Source organism: Azospirillum sp. Marseille-Q6669 (genome assembly GCF_965111635.1).
In genome coordinates this window covers 527,501-544,152 of the sequence record NZ_CBCOOP010000006.1, presented here as the reverse complement: position 1 = coordinate 544,152, position 16,652 = coordinate 527,501, and the positions used below count along the sequence as shown (strand labels likewise).

Below are 16,652 nucleotides of genomic sequence, written 5' to 3'. Positions count from 1 at the left end.
CCGGGATGACAGACGGATGCGGGGCGCAAACGTTCCCAGGGTCCTCACCGTTTCCAATCCGCGAGCCAGCTGTCGATGTAGTTGGTCAGCTTGCCGTAGGAGTTGTCGCGCACCTGCACCGGCAGCCCCATCATCAGGGCCAGCAGCATCCCGTGCAGGCGGTTGGTGACCACGGCGTTGGCCGCGCCGAAATGGGCGACGGCCTTGCGGACCAGCCGGTCGCGGATGGGATACCAGCCGCGCAACGGATCGGCGGGAAGCGGCACCGCGTCGTCCAGCCGGATCAGCCGGGCGGCCAAGGCGAAGCCGGCGAAATCCTCCGGCCCGCACAGGTCCTCCCAGTCGAAGACCGGCGAGTCCTGGCGCAGCCAGTGGCGCCCCGCGCATTCCTGGTCGCGCCGGGCCATGACGAGCAGGGTTGTGTCGTGGGCCGGACGCACCGGGGTCAGCCGCGTGGGATAGCGCGTCAGGTAATGGGCGAGATCCGGCACCTGGATCGCCCGCTCCCCCAGAAAGGGCCGCACCAGATCGAGCGACGGCGCGTCGCGCGCCATGAAGACCAGATTGCGGTGGGCCGCCCAGCGCTTCATGTCGTGGCGCAGCCGGTCGTGGTCGCGGTAGTAGACGGTCTGCGGCAGAAGCACGACGCGGCTGGACGGAAAGTTCTCCAGCACCTTCTGCCGGAACGTCTCGTGATGGGGATAGAGGTCGCCGAAATTGCCGCCGCCATGCAGCAGGATCGCCGCCTGCCCGTCGCGCTGGCGGCGCAGCAGGCGCCGGGCGTTGCCCAGCGTCACCCGATCACGGATCTCCACGCCGCCGTCGGCGAACAGCGCCTCCGCCCCCTGGTTGATCAGCAGATCCCCGACGTTCAGATGGACCGGGATGTCCGCATAGACGGCCGGCCCGCTGCCCAGATGCGGAAGCACCAGATCCCGCACCCGCAGCGACAGCGCCTCCAGCGCCGCAAGGTCCGGGTCCAGCCACAGGTCCGCCGCACCGGCGGCACCGCCGGCAGACCCACCACCAGACCCGCCAACGGACTCTCTGGACGAGCGCCCCCCGGCACCGCCGTCATAACACCACGTATCCATGGCCAATGGCCGCCCCCGCAGAAGATTGGTTCCGGAACATTGGTCGCCGCCCCCGGAGATGGAAGAGAAGTGACACGTCCCCGTCCAATGTGAATGGGAGTGATGCGTGAAAGTTCGCTTCCAAAGGAATGCGCCTGGATTTGCCGGTTTCATCCGTCCGAACCGGCGCGGGGCTTTTGCGGTACCCGTTCCGGCGCGGTCGGGCCGCGCCGGAATGTTCGTGTTCATATGGTTTGTTCACACACCAATTCGGTCATCATCCCCGTCGCCATGTGCAGAAGATTGTGGCAGTGCAGCGGCCAGCGCCCCGGGTTGTCGGCGTCGAAGGCGATGGTGGCTGAACCGTTCATCGGCACCAGCACGGTGTCCCGCACCGCCCCGGCCAGCGCCGTCCCGTTGAGCGCGGTCACCTGGAAATGCTGGCCGTGCAGGTGCATCGGGTGGGCCATCGGGCTTTCGTTGACCATGGTGACGGTCACCCGCTGCCCCTTGCGAACGGTCAGCGGCCGGTGCTCGCCGAAGGGACGGTCGTCGATGGTCCAGACATAGGGGGCCATGCCGCCGGTCAGACGGATGGTGAAGGCCGAATCCGTGGGGCGCGGCGCCAGGGGGGCGAGCGCCGTCAGCCGCCGCTCCAGCGACAGGTCCACCGGGCCGGCGGCGCCGTCCGCGAGGCCGGCGGACTTGCCCACCGTGGCGCCGGGGGTGGCGAGGATGATGCCGGTGCGCTGACGCTCCCCTTCCCGTTGCGCCAGGACGGGGAAGGCGCCGCCTTCGGCGGGAAGCTGGAGGAGGATGTCCAGCCGCTGTCCCATGACCATGCCGAAGCGCCGCCCGGTCACCGGCTGCACCGGGTTGCCGTCCGCCGCGACCACCGTGCCGTCGAGGGCGCCGAGGTCGATGTGGAAAGCCGTCGAGGTCGCTCCGTTGATCAGCCGCAGCCGGACCCGCCCGCCGCGTTCCACCCGCACCACCTCCGGGTCGTCGAGCGTGCGGTCGTTGGCGAGGTAGGCGTCATACTCCACGTCGTTCAGGTCCATGGCGGTCATGGTCATGCCGCCCATGCCCTTCATGGTCGAGTGGTCCATCATCGGCATGGCGCCGCCATGCCCGCCGCCATGGCCTCCGTGGCCGCTTCCATGCCCGCCACCGTGATCCATCCCGCCATGATTCATGGTTCCGCCGGTCAGCCCGGCGAGGACCTCGGCAGGGTCCTTGAAGGTGAAATCGTGCAGCAGCACGGTGACCTCCTGCGCGTCCTCGCGCCGGTCTTCGACGGTGCGGACGATCAGGGGGGCCGCCATCAGCCGCTGTTCCTGGAGGCCGTGGTGCGAGTGCATCCAGTGCGTGCCGGGCCGCGGCTCGAAATCGTAGCTCTGGCTGGCGCCGTCGCGGATCAGCGGGCGGTTCGCGTCGGCCACACCGTCCTGGGCGTAGGGCGGGGTCATGCCGTGCCAGTGGATGACCGCGTCCTCCCCGGCCCGGTTCGCCAGATCGACCAGGAAGCGCTGCCCCGGATCGAGGAACAGGCCGGAGGTGCCGTCCGGCTGGCGGATGCCGAAGACGGAGGCGGGCTTGCCCATCACCTCCAGCACGCGCCGCTCAACGGCGAGATGGAGGGGCGCCTCGGCCCATGCGGGGCGTACGGCTGCAGGAAGAAGGGTGGAAAGGCCGCCCAGCGCGGCGACCGAAGCCGCGGACGCCAGGAACCGGCGGCGGGTCTGAAGAATCGTCATGATGCGATGGTCCGTTTTTGCGATATGCCGGCCCAGAGAGCGCGCGGTGAAGGCGCAACTCGGGCGTGGAGTCCGGTCAAACGGCCATGCGCGGTGGTCTGAGGACCGGCGGCGGCCCGATTCCCTCCGGTAGCAACCCGGCGGGCCTGAAGGGCGCGGCGGCACGGAGCGGCGGCGTGGGAAAGGCCGCCGTGGCGGCGATGCCCGACAGCATCATCGGGCAGGCGCCGCCGCAGGACAGCCCGTTCCTGCCCGCGCAGGCGTCGTCCGCCGGTGGCGCGTGGTCGGCATCGCCCACCCAGACGCTCCCGGCCGGCGCTGGAGCCGAGGATGCGGCATGGCCTTGAGAATGGGCGGCGGAATGGACATGCGCCTGCGCGGGGGACGGAGCGAACAGCACCAGCGCGGCCAGCATCAGCAGCTCCGTCAGCAGCAGCCTGATCGACATCATCCCGCCAAGGGTGCACCCACCCCGCGCCATCACTGTTTCTCGTTCCTGCATCGGCATCACGGCTCACAGTCTCCACCTTCCAGCGGCGGGAAGGTCAAGCGCAAATTCGCACTGACGCCACTGGTTGTAGGGAACCCGCTCTGGACAGCCTGACCGCGCCGTGATATCTCCGGCCCAGCAAAGTGAGTTAGTGCTCACTTATGGAATAGGGTTAATCATGGGACGGCTGGACAACTCGGCCCGGCGCGCGGCGATCATCGACGCGGCCCTGCCGCTGTTCGCGCGCAAGGGATTCGCCGCCACCACGACGAAGGAGATCGCGCAGGCCGCCGGCGTGTCGGAGGCGCTGATCTTCAAGCATTTCCCCAGCAAGGCCGCCCTCTACGAGGCGATCTTCCGCTCCTGCGTGGATGGGGACGAGGATCTCGCGAAGCTCCTGGCGATGCCGCCGAGCACGGAGACGCTCGCCGCCTACGTTCAGGCGATGGTGAGCTGCTACGTCAGCGAACTGCCCAGCGACCGCGACATCATGCTTCCCCGCTACCGTCTCTATTTCATGAGCCTGCTGGAGGACGGGGAATTCGCCCATATGGTGCGCCGCTGGATGTCGGAGCACATCGCCCCGCCCTTCGTGGCCTCGCTGCGCGCCGCCCGCGACGCCGGAGACCTCATCCCCTCGGCCCCGGTGACGGAAAACGCCTTCTGGCTGGCGGAGATGCTGGGCTCCACCTTGGCCACCATTCACCTGCCGCCGACGCCGCTCGTCCCTTCCCTGGCCGAGCCGCGGCGCACCATCAGCGACGCGGTCGCCTTCATCCTGCGCGGCCTCGGCCTGCGGGAGGAGGCGGTGGCTCTTTACACGCCATCATTGCATTGCACCCAATCAACAGAACCAGAACCGACCTGTTCGAGAGAGGCTGATCGTGACGAGTGACATCGACCATTCCGCTCACGCGCCAGAGCGGACCACCGCACGCCGTCCGGTCACCCGCGGGCGGCTGGCGTTCCGCATCATCATCATGGCCGTCATCCTGGCTGTGCTGTTCGGCGGCCTGTACGCCTTCAACAACTTCCGGAACAAGGCCATCGCCGACTTCTTCGCCGGCAACAAGCCGCCGCCGACCCCCGTCTCGGTCGCCGAGGCGACGGCGCAGTCCGTTCCCAAATACACCACCGCCATCGGCACCCTGACCGCAAGCCGGCAGGTGAGCGTGGCGCCGGAGGTTGTCGGGCGCGTGACCCAGATCTTCTTCGAATCGGGCGCCCGCGTGAAGGCCGGCGCGCCGCTGGTGCAGCTCAACGACGCTCCGGATCAGGCCGACCTGCTGGCCTACCGCGCCCAGGCAAAGCTGGCCGAGAACAACCTGCAGCGCGCCCGCAACCTGCTGCGCAACCAGGCCGGCCCGCAGGTCACCGTCGACCAGAACCAGGCCCAGCTCGACGAAGCCAACGCCAACATCAAGAAGACCGAGGCGCTGATCGCCCAGAAGCTGATCCGCGCGCCCTTCGATGGTGAACTCGGCATCCGGCAGGTGAATGTCGGCGAGTATGTCAGCGCCGGCGGACCGGTCGTCACGCTGACCGACCTCGCCAACCTGTTCGTCGACTTCACCCTGCCCGAGCAGGCGCTGAGCCAGATCCGCGTCGGCCAGCCGGTGCTGATCTCCGCCGACGCGGCCCCCGGCGCCAACTTCGACGCGGTGATCTCGACCATCGAGCCGCAGGTCAGTCCGGACACCCGCGCCATCAAGGTGCGCGCCACGCTGCAGAACCCGGAGCGCAAGCTGCTGCCCGGCATGTTCGCCAACATCCGCGTCGTCCAGCCGCCGGCCCACAACCGCATCGTCGTTCCGGAAACCGCGGTGGACTACACGGTCTACGGCGACAGCGTCTTCGTCGTCGCCGCCCAGAAGGACGCCGAGGGCAAGGACGGCCATGTCGCCAAGCGCGTTCCGGTGAAGACCGGCGACCGCTTCGACGGCAAGGTGGAGATCCTCGACGGGGTGAAGCCCGGCGACCGGCTGGTCTCCTCCGGCCAGCTCAAGCTGAACAACGGCGCCGCCGTGGTGCCGACGGAAGCGAGCGCGCTGGTGCCGCCGCAGACCGTTCCGCGCAACTGAGGAACCGGCCATGTCATTCACCGACATCTTCATCCGGCGGCCGGTTCTGGCGCTGGTGGTCAGCCTGCTGATCCTGCTGGTCGGCGTCCGGTCGCTGACGGATCTGCCGATCCGGCAGTATCCGGAGCTGCAGAACACCGTCATCACCATCACCACCTCCTACGCCGGCGCCTCTCCCGACCTGATGCAGGGCTTCATCACGACGCCCATCGAGCAGGCGGTGGCGACGGCGGAAGGCATCGACTACATCACCTCCTCCTCCACCCAGGGGGTGAGCCTCGTCACGGCCTACATCCGGCTGAACTTCAACCCCAACGTCGCGATGACCGACGTGATGTCGAAGGTGCAGCAGGTCAAATACCAGCTTCCGCGCGAGGCCAACGACCCCGTGATCCTGAAATCCACGGGCGAGACGACCTCCATCCTCTACATGGGCTTCGCCAGCCCGGAGCTGTCCGGGGCGGCCATCTCCGACTACCTGACGCGCGTGGTGCAGCCGCTGCTGTCCACCGTGTCCGGCGTCGCCGAGGCGCAGATCCTGGGCGGCCAGACCTTCGCCATGCGCGTCTGGCTCGACCCCGATCGGATGGCCGCGCGCAACATCGCCGCCGCCGACGTGCGGGCGGCGATCCAGGCCAACAACTACCAGTCCGCCCCCGGGCAATCGAAAGGCGTCTTCGTCGTCTCCAACATCACCACCAACACCGGCCTGACCGACGTCGAGCAGTTCCGGCAGATGGTGGTGAAGTCCAAGGACGGCGCGCTGGTGCGCATGAAGGACATCGCCGAGATCGAGCTGGGCGCGCAAAGCTCCAACGCCAGCGTGTCGATGAACGGCCAGCAGGCGATCTTCATCGGCATCAACTCCACGCCGACCGGCAACCCGCTGACCATCGTGGAGGACATCCGCAAGCTGGTGCCGGAGTTGGAGCGCAACCTGCCGCCGTCGCTGAAGATGGAGATCGTCTACGACTCCACCCGCTTCATCCAGGCCTCCATCGACGAGGTGCAGAAGACGCTGCTGGAGGCGGTCGGCATCGTCATCGTGGTGATCTTCCTGTTCCTGGGCTCCTTCCGCTCGGTGCTGATCCCCATCGTGACCATCCCGCTGTCCATTGTGGGTGCCGCGACGATCATGCTGGCGATGGGCTTCAGCCTGAACCTGCTGACGCTGCTCGCCATGGTGCTCGCCATCGGTCTCGTGGTGGACGACGCCATCGTGGTGGTGGAGAACGTTCACCGCCACCTGGAGGAGGGAAAGTCGCCCGTCGAATCCGCGCTGATCGGCGCGCGGGAGATCATCGGGCCGATCATTTCCATGACCATCACGCTGGCCGCCGTGTACGCCCCCATCGGCTTCCTCGGCGGGCTGACCGGCGCGCTGTTCCGCGAGTTCGCCTTCACGCTGGCGGGATCGGTCATCATTTCCGGCGTGGTAGCGCTGACGCTGTCGCCGATGATGTGCTCGCTCCTGTTGACCCGCGACATGAACGAGGGCCGCTTCGCCCGCTTCGTCGACCGGACCTTCGACAAGCTGTCCGGCTGGTACGGGCGGCGGCTGGGCGGCGCGCTGGACTACCGGGCGGCGACCCTGCTGTTCGGCTTCGGCGTTCTGCTGAGCGTCGGCTTCCTCTTCGCCAACACCATGTCGGAGCTGGCGCCGGAGGAGGACCAGGGCATCCTGTTCGGCATCACCAAGGGGCCGCAGTACGCCAACCTCGATTACATGGACGCCTACGGGCGCGAGATGGACGAGGTGTTCACCCACTATCCGGAAACCGACACCCGCTTCGTGCTGAACGGTCTGCCGACCCTGACCCAGGGCTTCGCCGGCATGATCCTGAAGCCGTGGGACGAGCGCACCCGCAGCGCCAAGGAACTTCAGCCGCTGGTCCAGGCCGAGTTGAACAACGTCAGCGGTACGCAGGTCTTCCTGGTGTCGCCGCCGGCCCTCCCCGGCTCCACCGGTGGCCTGCCGGTGCAGATGGTCATCAACAGCCCCGGCGACTACCAGACCATCTTCAACGCCATGGAGCGCATCAAGACCGCCGCCATGGAGAGCGGCATGTTCATCGTCACCGACAGCGACCTGCAGTTCAACAGCCCGGTCGTCCGGCTGCATGTCGACCGCTCCAAGGCGGCGGACCTCGGCCTGTCCATGCAGTCGATCGGCGACACGCTGGCGATCCTGGTCGGCGGCAACTACGTCAACCGCTTCAACCTGAACGGCCGCTCCTACGAGGTCATCCCGCAGGTGCCGCGCGACAAGCGCCTGACGCCGGAGACGCTGACCCGCTACTACGTCACGGCGGGCAACGGCGCGCAGATCCCGCTGTCCACCGTCGTCTCGATCGAGATGGCGACGGAGCCGAACGCCCTGACCAAGTACAACCAGCTTCCCTCCGCGACCTTCTCCGCGGTGCCGATGCCGGGCGTGACGATGGGTCAGGCTGTGGAGTTCCTGGAACGGCAGGCCCGCGAGATCCTGCCTGCCGGCTTCGGCCACTCCTACCTGTCGGAATCGCGCCAGTACGTGACCGAGGGCAGCCAACTCATGGTCACCTTCGTCTTCGCGCTGGTGGTCATCTATCTGGTGCTGGCGGCCCAGTTCGAGAGCCTGCGCGATCCGCTGGTGATCCTGATCTCGGTGCCGATGTCGATCTGCGGGGCGCTGCTGCCTCTGTTCTTCGGCCTGTCCACCATGAACATCTACACGCAGGTGGGTCTGGTGACGCTGATCGGCCTGATCAGCAAGCACGGCATCCTGATGGTGGAGTTCGCCCGCGAGATGCAGATCAACGAGCGGGTGGACCGCCGCACCGCCATCGAGCACGCGGCCCGCGTCCGCCTGCGCCCGATCCTGATGACCACGGCGGCGATGGTGGTGGGCCTCCTGCCGCTGCTGACCGCCGCCGGCGCCGGTGCGGCCAGCCGCTTCTCCATTGGTCTGGTGATCGTGTCGGGCATGCTGATCGGCACGCTGTTCACGCTGTTCGTCCTGCCGGCGGTCTACACCGTGCTGGCGAAGGACCACTACGCGGCGTCGGTCTCCCGCCGCGCGCGGGAGATCGCGGCGGCCTCGCAGTAGGCGTCGTCGGACCGTAGCCTCTCAGAAAAAGCCCCCCTCGCCTTGCACAGGCGAGGGGGGCTTTTTTCTTTGCCGGCCTGCCCTTATCGGGGCAAGGCGGCGGCCACGGCGGCGGACAGCGGCGTGGTCGGACGCCCGATCAGCGCCGACAGCTGACGCCCGTCGTCGAACAGCGCGCCCTTCGACGCATCGGCATCCCAGGAGGCGATGCCCTTCGCGAAGGCCTCGGGAAGGCCGAAGCCGGCGAGAATGGCGGCGTAGTCCGCCTCCGGCAGGTTCCGGTAGGGGATGTCCTTGCCGGACTGGCGGGAGATTTCCGCGGCAAGGTCGGCCAGCGTCACCGCCTCGTCCCCGGCCAGCTCGTAGGTCTTACCCTCATGGCCGGTCCCGGTCAGCACCGCCACCGCCGCGTCGGCGTAGTCGGCGCGCGTGGCGGAGGAAATCCGCCCGTCGCCGGCGCTGCCGATGAAGGCGCCGCCGGCCAGAGCCGCTCCGACCGAACCGGTGTGGTTTTCCGTGTACCAGCCGTTGCGCAGGATCGTGAAGGCAATGCCCGACGCCTTCAGCTCCTCTTCCGTCTCCCGGTGCTCCCCGGCGAGGCTCAGCGGCGAGCGGTCGGCGTGGAGCAGGCTGGTGTAGACGATCCGGCCAACGCCCGCCGCCTTCGCGGCGTTGACGACGTTGCGGTGCTGCGCCGCCCGCTGCCCGATTTCGTTCGACGAGATCAGCAGCAGCGTGTCGACGCCGGCCAAGGCGTGGGCGAGCGCGTCCGGGTTGCCGTAATCGGCTTCGCGGGCTTCGACCCCCAGATCGGCGGCCTTGGCGGGGGAGCGCACCAGGGCGACGATGCCGGAGGCCGGAACCGTCTCCTTCAGGCGGGCGATGACGAGGCGGCCAAGCTGGCCGGTGGCACCGGTGACGGCGATGGTCATGGTCGGGTATCCCCTTTGCGGTTGGGTGGTGACCACCTACCTAAGCCACTTGCTTACTTTTCGTAAGTACGTACATAAATGTAAGTGTGAAGATTTTTTGGAAAGGGAGCGGCCATGCCGGAACCGGACGATGACTACACTCCGCTGCCGCTGTCGGAGCGAATGCAGCGCGGCGACCTGATGGCCGCGGCCTGCCCGTCGCGGGAGGTGCTGAAGCACGTCACCAGCCGCTGGGGCGTCCTGGTTCTGATCGCCCTGGAAAGCGGAACGCTGCGCTTCAGCGAACTCCGCCGCACCATCGGCGGGGTCAGCGAGCGGATGCTGGCCCAGACGCTGCAATGGCTGGAGGGCGACGGGCTGGTCAAGCGCACCGCCCACGACGTGGTGCCGCCCCATGTCGACTACAGCCTGACGCCGCTGGGGCGGGAGGCCGCGGAGAAGGTGCGCCTCCTCGCCGACTGGATCGAATTCAACCTGCCGCGGATCGCCGAGGGCTGGACGAACCGGCAAAACGCCGCTGTGGACTGACCCGTCCCACAAAAAACCGCCGGACGCGAGGGGGTGCGTCCGGCGGTGCCGAGTGTTCAGGAGTTGGGCTCAGCCGGCCACGGCCGCCTCTTCGGTCACCGCGGCTGCTGTCACTCCCAACCGCTTCGCGATGCCCGCGCCATAGGCGGGGTCCGCCGCGAAGAAGTGCCTCAACTGGCGCCGCTGGATGAAGAGCGGCGCCTCCCCCAGCGAGTTGGCGATGTTGTCCATCAGCCGCTCCTGCGCCTCCGCCCCGATCAGGCGGAACAGGGCACCAGCCTGGGCGTAATCGTCATTGCCCTCGCGGTGGTCGTAACGGGCGGCATCGCCGGAGATGCGCAGCGGCGGCTCGGTCACCGCGCGGTTCTGCACCGGTCCGCCGAAGCTGTTCGGCTCATAGTTCGGGCTGCCGCCGCCGTTGCCGTCGAAGCGCATGGCGCCGTCGCGCTGGTGGTTGCGGACCTCCGCGGCGTGCGGGCGGTTGACCGGCAGCGCCTGATGGTTGGCGCCCAGCCGGTAGCGGTGCGCGTCGGCGTAGGCGAACAGCCGGCCCTGCAGCATCTTGTCAGGGCTGAAGGAAATGCCGGGCACCACGTTGGCCGGGCTGAAGGCGGCCTGCTCGACCTCCGCGAAGAAGTTCTCCGGGTTGCGGTTCAGCACCAGCTCGCCAACCTCGACCAGCGGGTAATCGGCGTGCGGCCACACCTTGGTCACATCGAACGGGTTGATGCGGTAGGCGTCGGCCTCCACCTCCGGCATGATCTGCACCGAGACGGTCCAGGCCGGGAAATCCCCGTCGCGGATGGCGGCGAAGAGGTCGCGGGTGGCGTGGTCGGGATCGACGCCGGCCATGCGCACGGCCTGCTCCGCCGTGAAGTTCTGGATGCCCTGGCGGGTCTTGAAATGGTACTTGACCCAGAAGCGCTCACCCGCCGCGTTGATCCACGAGAAGGTGTGGCTGGAGAAGCCGTCCATGTGGCGGTAGCCGCGCGGCGTACCGCGGTCGCTGAACAGGATCGTCAGCTGGTGCATCGTCTCCGGCGACAGCGAGAAGAAGTCCCAAACCGCGGTCGGGTCCTTCAGGTTGGTCGCCGGGTTGCGCTTCTGCGTGTGGATAAAGTCCGGAAACTTCAGCGGGTCGCGGACGAAGAAGACCGGCGTGTTGTTGCCGACGAGATCGTAATTGCCGTCCTCGGTGTAGAACTTGACAGCGAAGCCGCGCGGGTCGCGCTCGGCGTCGGCGGAGCCCTTCTCGCCGCCGACGGTGGAGAAGCGCAGGAACACCTCCGTCTCTTTGCCGATGTCCGACAGGAACTTGGCCGCGGTGTAGGGCGTCACATCCCGGGTCACCCGGAAGACGCCATAGGCGCCGGCCCCCTTGGCGTGGACCACCCGTTCCGGGATGCGTTCACGATTGAAGTGGGCCAGCTTCTCGATCAGGTGGAAATCCTGCATCAGCACCGGACCGCGCGGGCCGGCGGTCAGCGAATTCTGGTTGTCGGCGATTGGAATGCCGGCAGCGGTGGTCAGGGTGCTCATGGCTCAACTCCTTGCGTTTCTTATCGGTTGGCTCGTCCGCTTTGCCCCCTGGTTATCCCGCCGCGTCGTTGATATATCCAAGACATCGTTTCAAACGCTTCGATAGCCAAAACCTATGAATCTCGCCGGCCTGTCCCTTCGTGATCTGGAATATGTGGTGGCAGTGGCCGAGCAGCGGCATTTCGGCAAGGCGGCGGAGCGCTGCTCGGTCAGCCAGCCGTCGCTGAGCGCGCAGATCCGCAAGCTCGAAGACCTGCTCGGCCTCCCCCTGTTCGAGCGGACGAGCCGCCGCGTGCTGCCCACCCCGCAGGGGGAGGTGGTGATCCGCCAAGCCCGCGTCGTCCTGGAGGAGGCGCGCCGCCTGCTGGCGCTGGCCCGCGGGACGGCAGGAGCCCTACACGGTCCGCTCGCCATCGCGGCGATCCAGACGCTGGGGCCGTACCTGTTCCCCCATGTCCTGCCCGCGATGCGCCGGCACCTGCCCGACGTCCAACTCGTGCTGTCCGAAGGCCGCACCGACGGCCTGCTGGAGGAGTTGCGGGAGGGGCGGCTGGACGCCGTTCTGCTCGCCCTGCCCGTCGAGGCGGAGGGGCTGACCTGCGACGCCCTGTTCTTCGAACCCTTCGTGCTGGCCCACCCCACCGGCCACCGGCTGGAAAGCCTGCCCTCCATCGCCCTGGCCGACCTCGACCCTGGCGAACTGGTGCTGCTGGAGGAGGGGCATTGCCTGCGCGATCAGGCGCTGGCCGCCTGCGGCGCCACCACCCGCGGCATGCGCCACGCCACCGGGCTGGAGACGCTGCGCCACATGGTCGCCAGTGGCACCGGCTACACGCTGATGCCGCGGCTCGCCACGGGGGATGGGGAGGCGGCGACGGTGGGCGGTCTGGTCGCCTACCGCGACTTCCAGGGCGACCCGCCGGGCCGCATCATCGGGCTGGTCTGGCGGGCCAGCGACCCGCGCGCCGCCGGCTTCCGCGCGCTCGCCCGGAGCCTGCGCGACGCCACCCCGCCCGGCCTGCGCCGGATCGAAGACTCAGCCGACTCCTGACTCCGGCTCCGCCATAAAGGCGAGGTGGTGCAGGACGATCCCGCTGGTCGTGGCAACGTTCAGGGAATCGAAATCCGGCGCCATGGGAATGCGCACCGTCCGCGTCCGCGCCAGGACGGACGCCGGCAGGCCCGGCCCCTCTGACCCCAGAAGCAGCGCCGCGCGCTCCGGACGGCGAAGCCCCGCCAGGGTCACCGCTCCCGCCGGGCTCAGCGAGAGGACGGCAAAGCCATGCCGCTCCAGCAGCGCGACCGGATCGATTCCCACCGGAATCCGCAAGAAGGGCACCCGCAGCGCCGCCCCGACCGACACGCGGATCGCCTTGCGGTAAAGCGGGTCGCAGCAGCCGGAATCGAGCAGCACCGCGTCCACACCGAAGGCCGCCGCGTTGCGGAAGATGCCTCCCACATTGTCATGGTTGCCGATCCCGCACAGCACCAGCACGGTCGCCCGCGGTCCCAGCGCGGCCAGAAGCGCGTCCGGCTCCGGCATCGCCGCAGCCCGCCCCAGGCCCAGGATGCCGCGGTGCAGGGGGAAGCCGGCGATGGCGTCCAGCACCTCCTGCCGGGCGCTGTAGACCGGCACCGCGGCGGGCAACGCCTCCAGCATCGGCGCCAGCCCGGCGATCCGCTTGTCTGCGATCAGCAGCGACAGGGTTTCATGACGCGAGGCGGTCAGCAACGTCCGCAACACCACCGCCCCCTCGGCGATGAAGCGGCCCTCCCGCCCCACGAGGTCGCGCTCCTTCACGTCGCGGTACGCGGCGATCCGCGGGTCGTCCGGGTCGTCGATGGGGATGATGGAGGGTGGAATGATGGCTGGCATGGGCGCCTGTGTAGCGCCCCTGCCGTCCCATCGGAAGTCCGGAAAGCGCGGGGCCGATGTGAAGGGGGCCACTTCCCCACCGGCCAAAGCCCGCTAGACAGGACCGGCAACGCGGGGCGGCAGTCCCCGCCCGAACGGAGGAATCGCCCATGCCGACCCTGACCGCCGTCCGCGCCTTCGGCGCAACCCTGCCGAAGTCAATCACCGCCGCCCTGCTGGGAGCCTGCCACCGCCTGAAGGAACGCCGGAAACAACGGGCCGCCACCCCCGACCGCCTTGACGACCGATTGCTGAGGGACATCGGCGTCAGCCGCAGCGACCTGATGGCCGCGGAGCGCCTGAAGAAACCGCACCGACGCAACGAGGGCCGCTGAACCGGTGCTTACGGTTTGCCCGCCGGAGTCACCCGCAGGATCTCGCCCCGATTCTCGTCGGTCAGCAGATAGAGCGCGCCATCCGGTCCCTGGCTGACCTGCCGGATGCGCTTGCCGAGATCGCGGAACATGCGCTCCTCGTGCTTGACCTTGTTGCCGTCGAGTTCGAGCCGCACGACCTCCTTTGTCGCCAGCCCGCCGTTGAACAGGCTGCCCTTCCAACCGGGCAGCGTGTCCGCCGTGTAGAAAGTCATGCCGGAGGAACCGATGACCGGGGTCCACTGGTACACCGGTTCCTCCATGCCGGGCGCGCTCGACTTGCCCGTCCCGATCGGCGTCCCGTTGTAGTTCACGCCATAGGACACCACCGGCCAGCCGTAGTTCTTCCCCGGTTCGGGGACATTGACCTCGTCGCCGCCGCGCGGGCCATGCTCGTTGATCCACAGCGCGCCGGTCTGCGGATTCAGGGCGGCGCCCTGGATGTTGCGGTGGCCGTAGGACCAGATTTCCGGCAGCGCGCCGGACCGGTTCACGAAGGGGTTGTCGGCGGGCACCGAACCGTCGCGGTTGATCCGCACCACCTTGCCCAGATGCGAATCGAGATCCTGCGCCTGCGTCCGGAACTGCTCCAGCGAGCGTTCGCCCAGAGTCACGTACAAGTGGCCCTGCCGGTCGAAGACCAGCCGGGACCCGTAATGCATCCGGCTTTCCACCTTGGGCTTCTGCGAGAAGATCACCCGCACGTCGGTCAGGGCGGTCTCGTCGGCGTTCAGAGTACCACGCGCCACGGCGGTGGAGTTGGTGCCGTCCTGCGTCCCGGGCTCGGAAAAGCTGAGATAGACGAAGCGGTTCTGCGCAAAGTCCGGGTCCAGCGCCACGTCGAGCAGGCCACCCTGCCCGCGGTCGTCGACCTTCGGCACGCCCTTCACCGGGGCGGAGACCGTGCCGTCCGGCGCCACGATGCGCAACCGGCCGTCCTTCTCGGACACCAGCATCCGCCCGTCAGGCAGAAAGGCCAGTCCCCAGGGATGGCTGAGGCCGCTGGCGACGGTCTTCACCGCCACCATCGCCTTTTCGGTTTTGAACACCTTGTCCACGGCGCTTGCGTCCGTAACGCTCAGGCAAGCCGCAAGGGTGGTGGCGGTCATCAGGGCGGCGGTTCGGCCCATGCGCATTCTTCGTCCTCCCGCATCGTCGCTGTCGATGGGTAGGTGGGGGCGCCACGGCCACGAACAAGACGCTCGGCCCCACTTCATTCCCACTCCCCGTCCTTTTGTCCCCTCCCCCGCCGGTGGCGGGGGAGGGTTAGGGAGGAGGCCGGCCGCGACACCCCGGACACGACGAAAAGCCGGCGCTTTCCGTTGGGAAAGCGCCGGCCTTGCCGTTCATGAAGCCGATTGTCAAGTGTGTTTGAAACCCATCCATCCAAGTCCTTGATGGCTTGGCGTGTGCCGTGGTGACCTGGCGGCGACCTACTCTCCCACGTCTTAAGACGCAGTACCATCGGCGCTGAGGCGTTTCACGGCCGAGTTCGGAATGGGATCGGGTGTTGGGAGCCTCGCCATGACCACCAGGTCACCAAGGCACACGCGAACCATCCGGACCGGACGGGCGGGTTTCGTTAAGTTTGAGGACGTCTGCTCTTGTTCTTTGCGGTGTTGGCTCGTGCGCCCAGGGCTTGCCGCTGCGCGCGGGCCGCCTGCTGGGAAGGATCAAGCCGATCGAGCGATTAGTAAGGCTCAGCTTCAGGCGTTGCCGCCCGTCCACATGCCTCCTATCGACGTGATGGTCTGTCACGGCTCTCAAGGGAGTTCTGGTTTTGAGGTGGGTTTCCCGCTTAGATGCTTTCAGCGGTTATCCCGTCCATACTTAGCTACCCGGCCATGCCACTGGCGTGACAACCGGTGCACCAGAGGTATGTCCATCCCGGTCCTCTCGTACTAGGGACAGATCCTCGCAAAACTCCGACACCCACGGCAGATAGGGACCGAACTGTCTCACGACGTTCTAAACCCAGCTCACGTACCACTTTAATCGGCGAACAGCCGAACCCTTGGGACCTGCTCCAGCCCCAGGATGTGATGAGCCGACATCGAGGTGCCAAACGACTCCGTCGATATGGACTCTTGGGAGTCATCAGCCTGTTATCCCCGGCGTACCTTTTATCCGTTGAGCGATGGCCCGTCCACGTGGGACCACCGGATCACTATGGCCGACTTTCGTCTCTGCTCGACTTGTCTGTCTTGCAGTCAGGCGGGCTTATGCCATTGCACTCGTCGAGCGATTTCCGACCGCTCTGAGCCCACCATCGCGCGCCTCCGTTACACTTTGGGAGGCGACCGCCCCAGTCAAACTACCCGCCATGCAGGGTCCCGGCTCCGGATCAACGGAGCGCGGTTAGATGCCAGAGACCTCAAGGGTGGTATTTCAAGGATGGCTCCACCCGAGCTGGCGCCCGGGCTTCCTAGCCTCCCACCTATCCTACACATGAGATCCCTAGCACCACTGCAAAGCTGTAGTAAAGGTGCACGGGGTCTTTCCGTCTGACCGCGGGTACTCCGCATCTTCACGGAGAGTTCAATTTCGCTGAGTTGGTGTTGGAGACAGCGGGGAAGTCGTTACGCCATTCGTGCAGGTCGGAACTTACCCGACAAGGAATTTCGCTACCTTAGGACCGTTATAGTTACGGCCGCCGTTTACCGGGGCTTCAATTCGGAGCGTGAACCCCTCCTCTTAACCTTCCGGCACCGGGCAGGCGTCAGACCCTATACGTCGCCTTGTACGGCTTCGCAGAGCCCTGTGTTTTTAGTAAACAGTCGCCACCCCCTGGTCTGTGCCCCCCGCCCCGGCTTGCGCCGCGACGGGGCCCTCTTCTTCCGAAGTTACGAGGGCAATTTGCCGAGTTCCTTCAACA

13 protein-coding genes and 2 rRNA genes (1 of these 15 cut by a window edge) are annotated in these 16,652 nt (G+C 67.4%); 6 read left to right on the top strand and 9 right to left on the bottom strand.

The features are described 5' to 3' along the window. Positions 1 to 44: 44 nt before the first annotated feature. The 3 genes from ACWPXE_RS31065 to ACWPXE_RS31055 all read right to left on the bottom strand — a co-directional run bounded on the left by ACWPXE_RS31065 (position 45) and on the right by ACWPXE_RS31055 (position 3,281). Positions 45 to 1,094, bottom strand: coding sequence for a polysaccharide pyruvyl transferase family protein (locus tag ACWPXE_RS31065; RefSeq protein WP_454020903.1), 1,050 nt, complete (start codon positions 1,092 to 1,094; stop codon positions 45 to 47). 224 nt (positions 1,095 to 1,318) lie between these two features. Continuing rightward, positions 1,319 to 2,830: a multicopper oxidase family protein gene (locus ACWPXE_RS31060; protein WP_454020902.1), complete on the bottom strand. Its 1,512-nt coding sequence runs from the start codon at positions 2,828 to 2,830 to the stop codon at positions 1,319 to 1,321. A 76-nt stretch (positions 2,831 to 2,906) separates the two neighbouring features. Beyond that, positions 2,907 to 3,281, bottom strand: coding sequence for a hypothetical protein (locus ACWPXE_RS31055; protein WP_454020901.1), 375 nt, complete (start codon positions 3,279 to 3,281; stop codon positions 2,907 to 2,909). A gap of 217 nt (positions 3,282 to 3,498) precedes the next feature. Here ACWPXE_RS31055 and ACWPXE_RS31050 point away from each other — a divergent pair, with 217 nt between their 5' ends. Genes ACWPXE_RS31050 through ACWPXE_RS31040 form a run of 3 tightly spaced genes read left to right on the top strand, consistent with a single transcriptional unit; the run spans position 3,499 to position 8,489 of the window. Then, positions 3,499 to 4,215 (top strand): TetR/AcrR family transcriptional regulator, encoded by a 717-nt coding sequence (locus ACWPXE_RS31050; protein ID WP_454020900.1) that lies wholly within the window; start codon positions 3,499 to 3,501, stop codon positions 4,213 to 4,215. Continuing rightward, the gene (locus ACWPXE_RS31045) at positions 4,205 to 5,401 is read left to right on the top strand and encodes an efflux RND transporter periplasmic adaptor subunit (RefSeq protein ID WP_454020899.1); all 1,197 of its coding nucleotides are present in this window, start codon (positions 4,205 to 4,207) and stop codon (positions 5,399 to 5,401) included. The genes ACWPXE_RS31050 and ACWPXE_RS31045 overlap by 11 nt, the downstream gene beginning before the upstream one ends. A 10-nt stretch (positions 5,402 to 5,411) precedes the next feature. Then, complete coding sequence (locus tag ACWPXE_RS31040; RefSeq protein ID WP_454020898.1) at positions 5,412 to 8,489, top strand: MexW/MexI family multidrug efflux RND transporter permease subunit; 3,078 nt, start codon at positions 5,412 to 5,414, stop codon at positions 8,487 to 8,489. Positions 8,490 to 8,572: 83 nt separating this feature from the next. On the opposite strand, the gene ACWPXE_RS31035 is transcribed toward ACWPXE_RS31040, so the two are convergent. Next, complete coding sequence (locus ACWPXE_RS31035; RefSeq protein WP_454020897.1) at positions 8,573 to 9,421, bottom strand: SDR family oxidoreductase; 849 nt, start codon at positions 9,419 to 9,421, stop codon at positions 8,573 to 8,575. 114 nt (positions 9,422 to 9,535) lie between these two features. Here ACWPXE_RS31035 and ACWPXE_RS31030 point away from each other — a divergent pair, with 114 nt between their 5' ends. Continuing rightward, positions 9,536 to 9,949, top strand: coding sequence for a winged helix-turn-helix transcriptional regulator (locus ACWPXE_RS31030; protein ID WP_145628106.1), 414 nt, complete (start codon positions 9,536 to 9,538; stop codon positions 9,947 to 9,949). Positions 9,950 to 10,018: 69 nt separating this feature from the next. Here the strand turns inward: ACWPXE_RS31030 and ACWPXE_RS31025 are convergent, their stop codons facing one another. Then, entirely contained in the window at positions 10,019 to 11,488 is a 1,470-nt protein-coding gene (locus ACWPXE_RS31025) for a catalase (RefSeq protein ID WP_454020896.1), read from the bottom strand. A gap of 115 nt (positions 11,489 to 11,603) precedes the next feature. On the opposite strand from ACWPXE_RS31025, the gene ACWPXE_RS31020 reads away from it, so the two are divergent. Beyond that, positions 11,604 to 12,539: a LysR substrate-binding domain-containing protein gene (locus ACWPXE_RS31020; RefSeq protein WP_454020895.1), complete on the top strand. Its 936-nt coding sequence runs from the start codon at positions 11,604 to 11,606 to the stop codon at positions 12,537 to 12,539. Here the strand turns inward: ACWPXE_RS31020 and ACWPXE_RS31015 are convergent. Further along, a complete protein-coding gene (locus ACWPXE_RS31015) occupies positions 12,525 to 13,364 on the bottom strand; it encodes a TrmH family RNA methyltransferase (RefSeq protein ID WP_454020894.1) in 840 nt (279 codons plus the stop codon). The genes ACWPXE_RS31020 and ACWPXE_RS31015 overlap by 15 nt on opposite strands. 149 nt (positions 13,365 to 13,513) lie before the next feature. Here ACWPXE_RS31015 and ACWPXE_RS31010 point away from each other — a divergent pair, with 149 nt between their 5' ends. After that, positions 13,514 to 13,738 carry a hypothetical protein gene (locus tag ACWPXE_RS31010; RefSeq protein WP_454020893.1) on the top strand — a complete coding sequence of 75 codons (225 nt, stop codon included), beginning with the start codon at positions 13,514 to 13,516 and terminating at the stop codon, positions 13,736 to 13,738. Between the two features lie 8 nt (positions 13,739 to 13,746). On the opposite strand, the gene ACWPXE_RS31005 is transcribed toward ACWPXE_RS31010, so the two are convergent. From ACWPXE_RS31005 to ACWPXE_RS30995, 3 genes are all read right to left on the bottom strand, one after another. Then, positions 13,747 to 14,913 carry a PQQ-dependent sugar dehydrogenase gene (locus tag ACWPXE_RS31005; RefSeq protein WP_454020892.1) on the bottom strand — a complete coding sequence of 389 codons (1,167 nt, stop codon included), beginning with the start codon at positions 14,911 to 14,913 and terminating at the stop codon, positions 13,747 to 13,749. A 284-nt stretch (positions 14,914 to 15,197) separates the two neighbouring features. Beyond that, a 5S ribosomal RNA gene (gene rrf / locus ACWPXE_RS31000) occupies positions 15,198 to 15,313 on the bottom strand. Positions 15,314 to 15,446: 133 nt separating this feature from the next. Next, positions 15,447 to 16,652 (bottom strand): 23S ribosomal RNA (locus tag ACWPXE_RS30995) (it continues 1,541 nt past the right edge of the window).

What these genes read in the sequence shown, in the direction of transcription:
- ACWPXE_RS31065 (WP_454020903.1), bottom strand. Translation starts at nt 1,094, where the DNA reads ATGGATACGTGGTGTTATGACGGCGGTGCCGGGGGGCGCTCGTCCAGA.
- ACWPXE_RS31060 (WP_454020902.1), bottom strand. Translation starts at nt 2,830, where the DNA reads ATGACGATTCTTCAGACCCGCCGCCGGTTCCTGGCGTCCGCGGCTTCG.
- ACWPXE_RS31055 (WP_454020901.1), bottom strand. Translation starts at nt 3,281, where the DNA reads ATGATGTCGATCAGGCTGCTGCTGACGGAGCTGCTGATGCTGGCCGCG.
- ACWPXE_RS31050 (WP_454020900.1), top strand. Translation starts at nt 3,499, where the DNA reads ATGGGACGGCTGGACAACTCGGCCCGGCGCGCGGCGATCATCGACGCG.
- ACWPXE_RS31040 (WP_454020898.1), top strand. Translation starts at nt 5,412, where the DNA reads ATGTCATTCACCGACATCTTCATCCGGCGGCCGGTTCTGGCGCTGGTG.
- ACWPXE_RS31035 (WP_454020897.1), bottom strand. Translation starts at nt 9,421, where the DNA reads ATGACCATCGCCGTCACCGGTGCCACCGGCCAGCTTGGCCGCCTCGTC.
- ACWPXE_RS31030 (WP_145628106.1), top strand. Translation starts at nt 9,536, where the DNA reads ATGCCGGAACCGGACGATGACTACACTCCGCTGCCGCTGTCGGAGCGA.
- ACWPXE_RS31025 (WP_454020896.1), bottom strand. Translation starts at nt 11,488, where the DNA reads ATGAGCACCCTGACCACCGCTGCCGGCATTCCAATCGCCGACAACCAG.
- ACWPXE_RS31020 (WP_454020895.1), top strand. Translation starts at nt 11,604, where the DNA reads ATGAATCTCGCCGGCCTGTCCCTTCGTGATCTGGAATATGTGGTGGCA.
- ACWPXE_RS31015 (WP_454020894.1), bottom strand. Translation starts at nt 13,364, where the DNA reads ATGCCAGCCATCATTCCACCCTCCATCATCCCCATCGACGACCCGGAC.
- ACWPXE_RS31010 (WP_454020893.1), top strand. Translation starts at nt 13,514, where the DNA reads ATGCCGACCCTGACCGCCGTCCGCGCCTTCGGCGCAACCCTGCCGAAG.
- ACWPXE_RS31005 (WP_454020892.1), bottom strand. Translation starts at nt 14,913, where the DNA reads ATGCGCATGGGCCGAACCGCCGCCCTGATGACCGCCACCACCCTTGCG.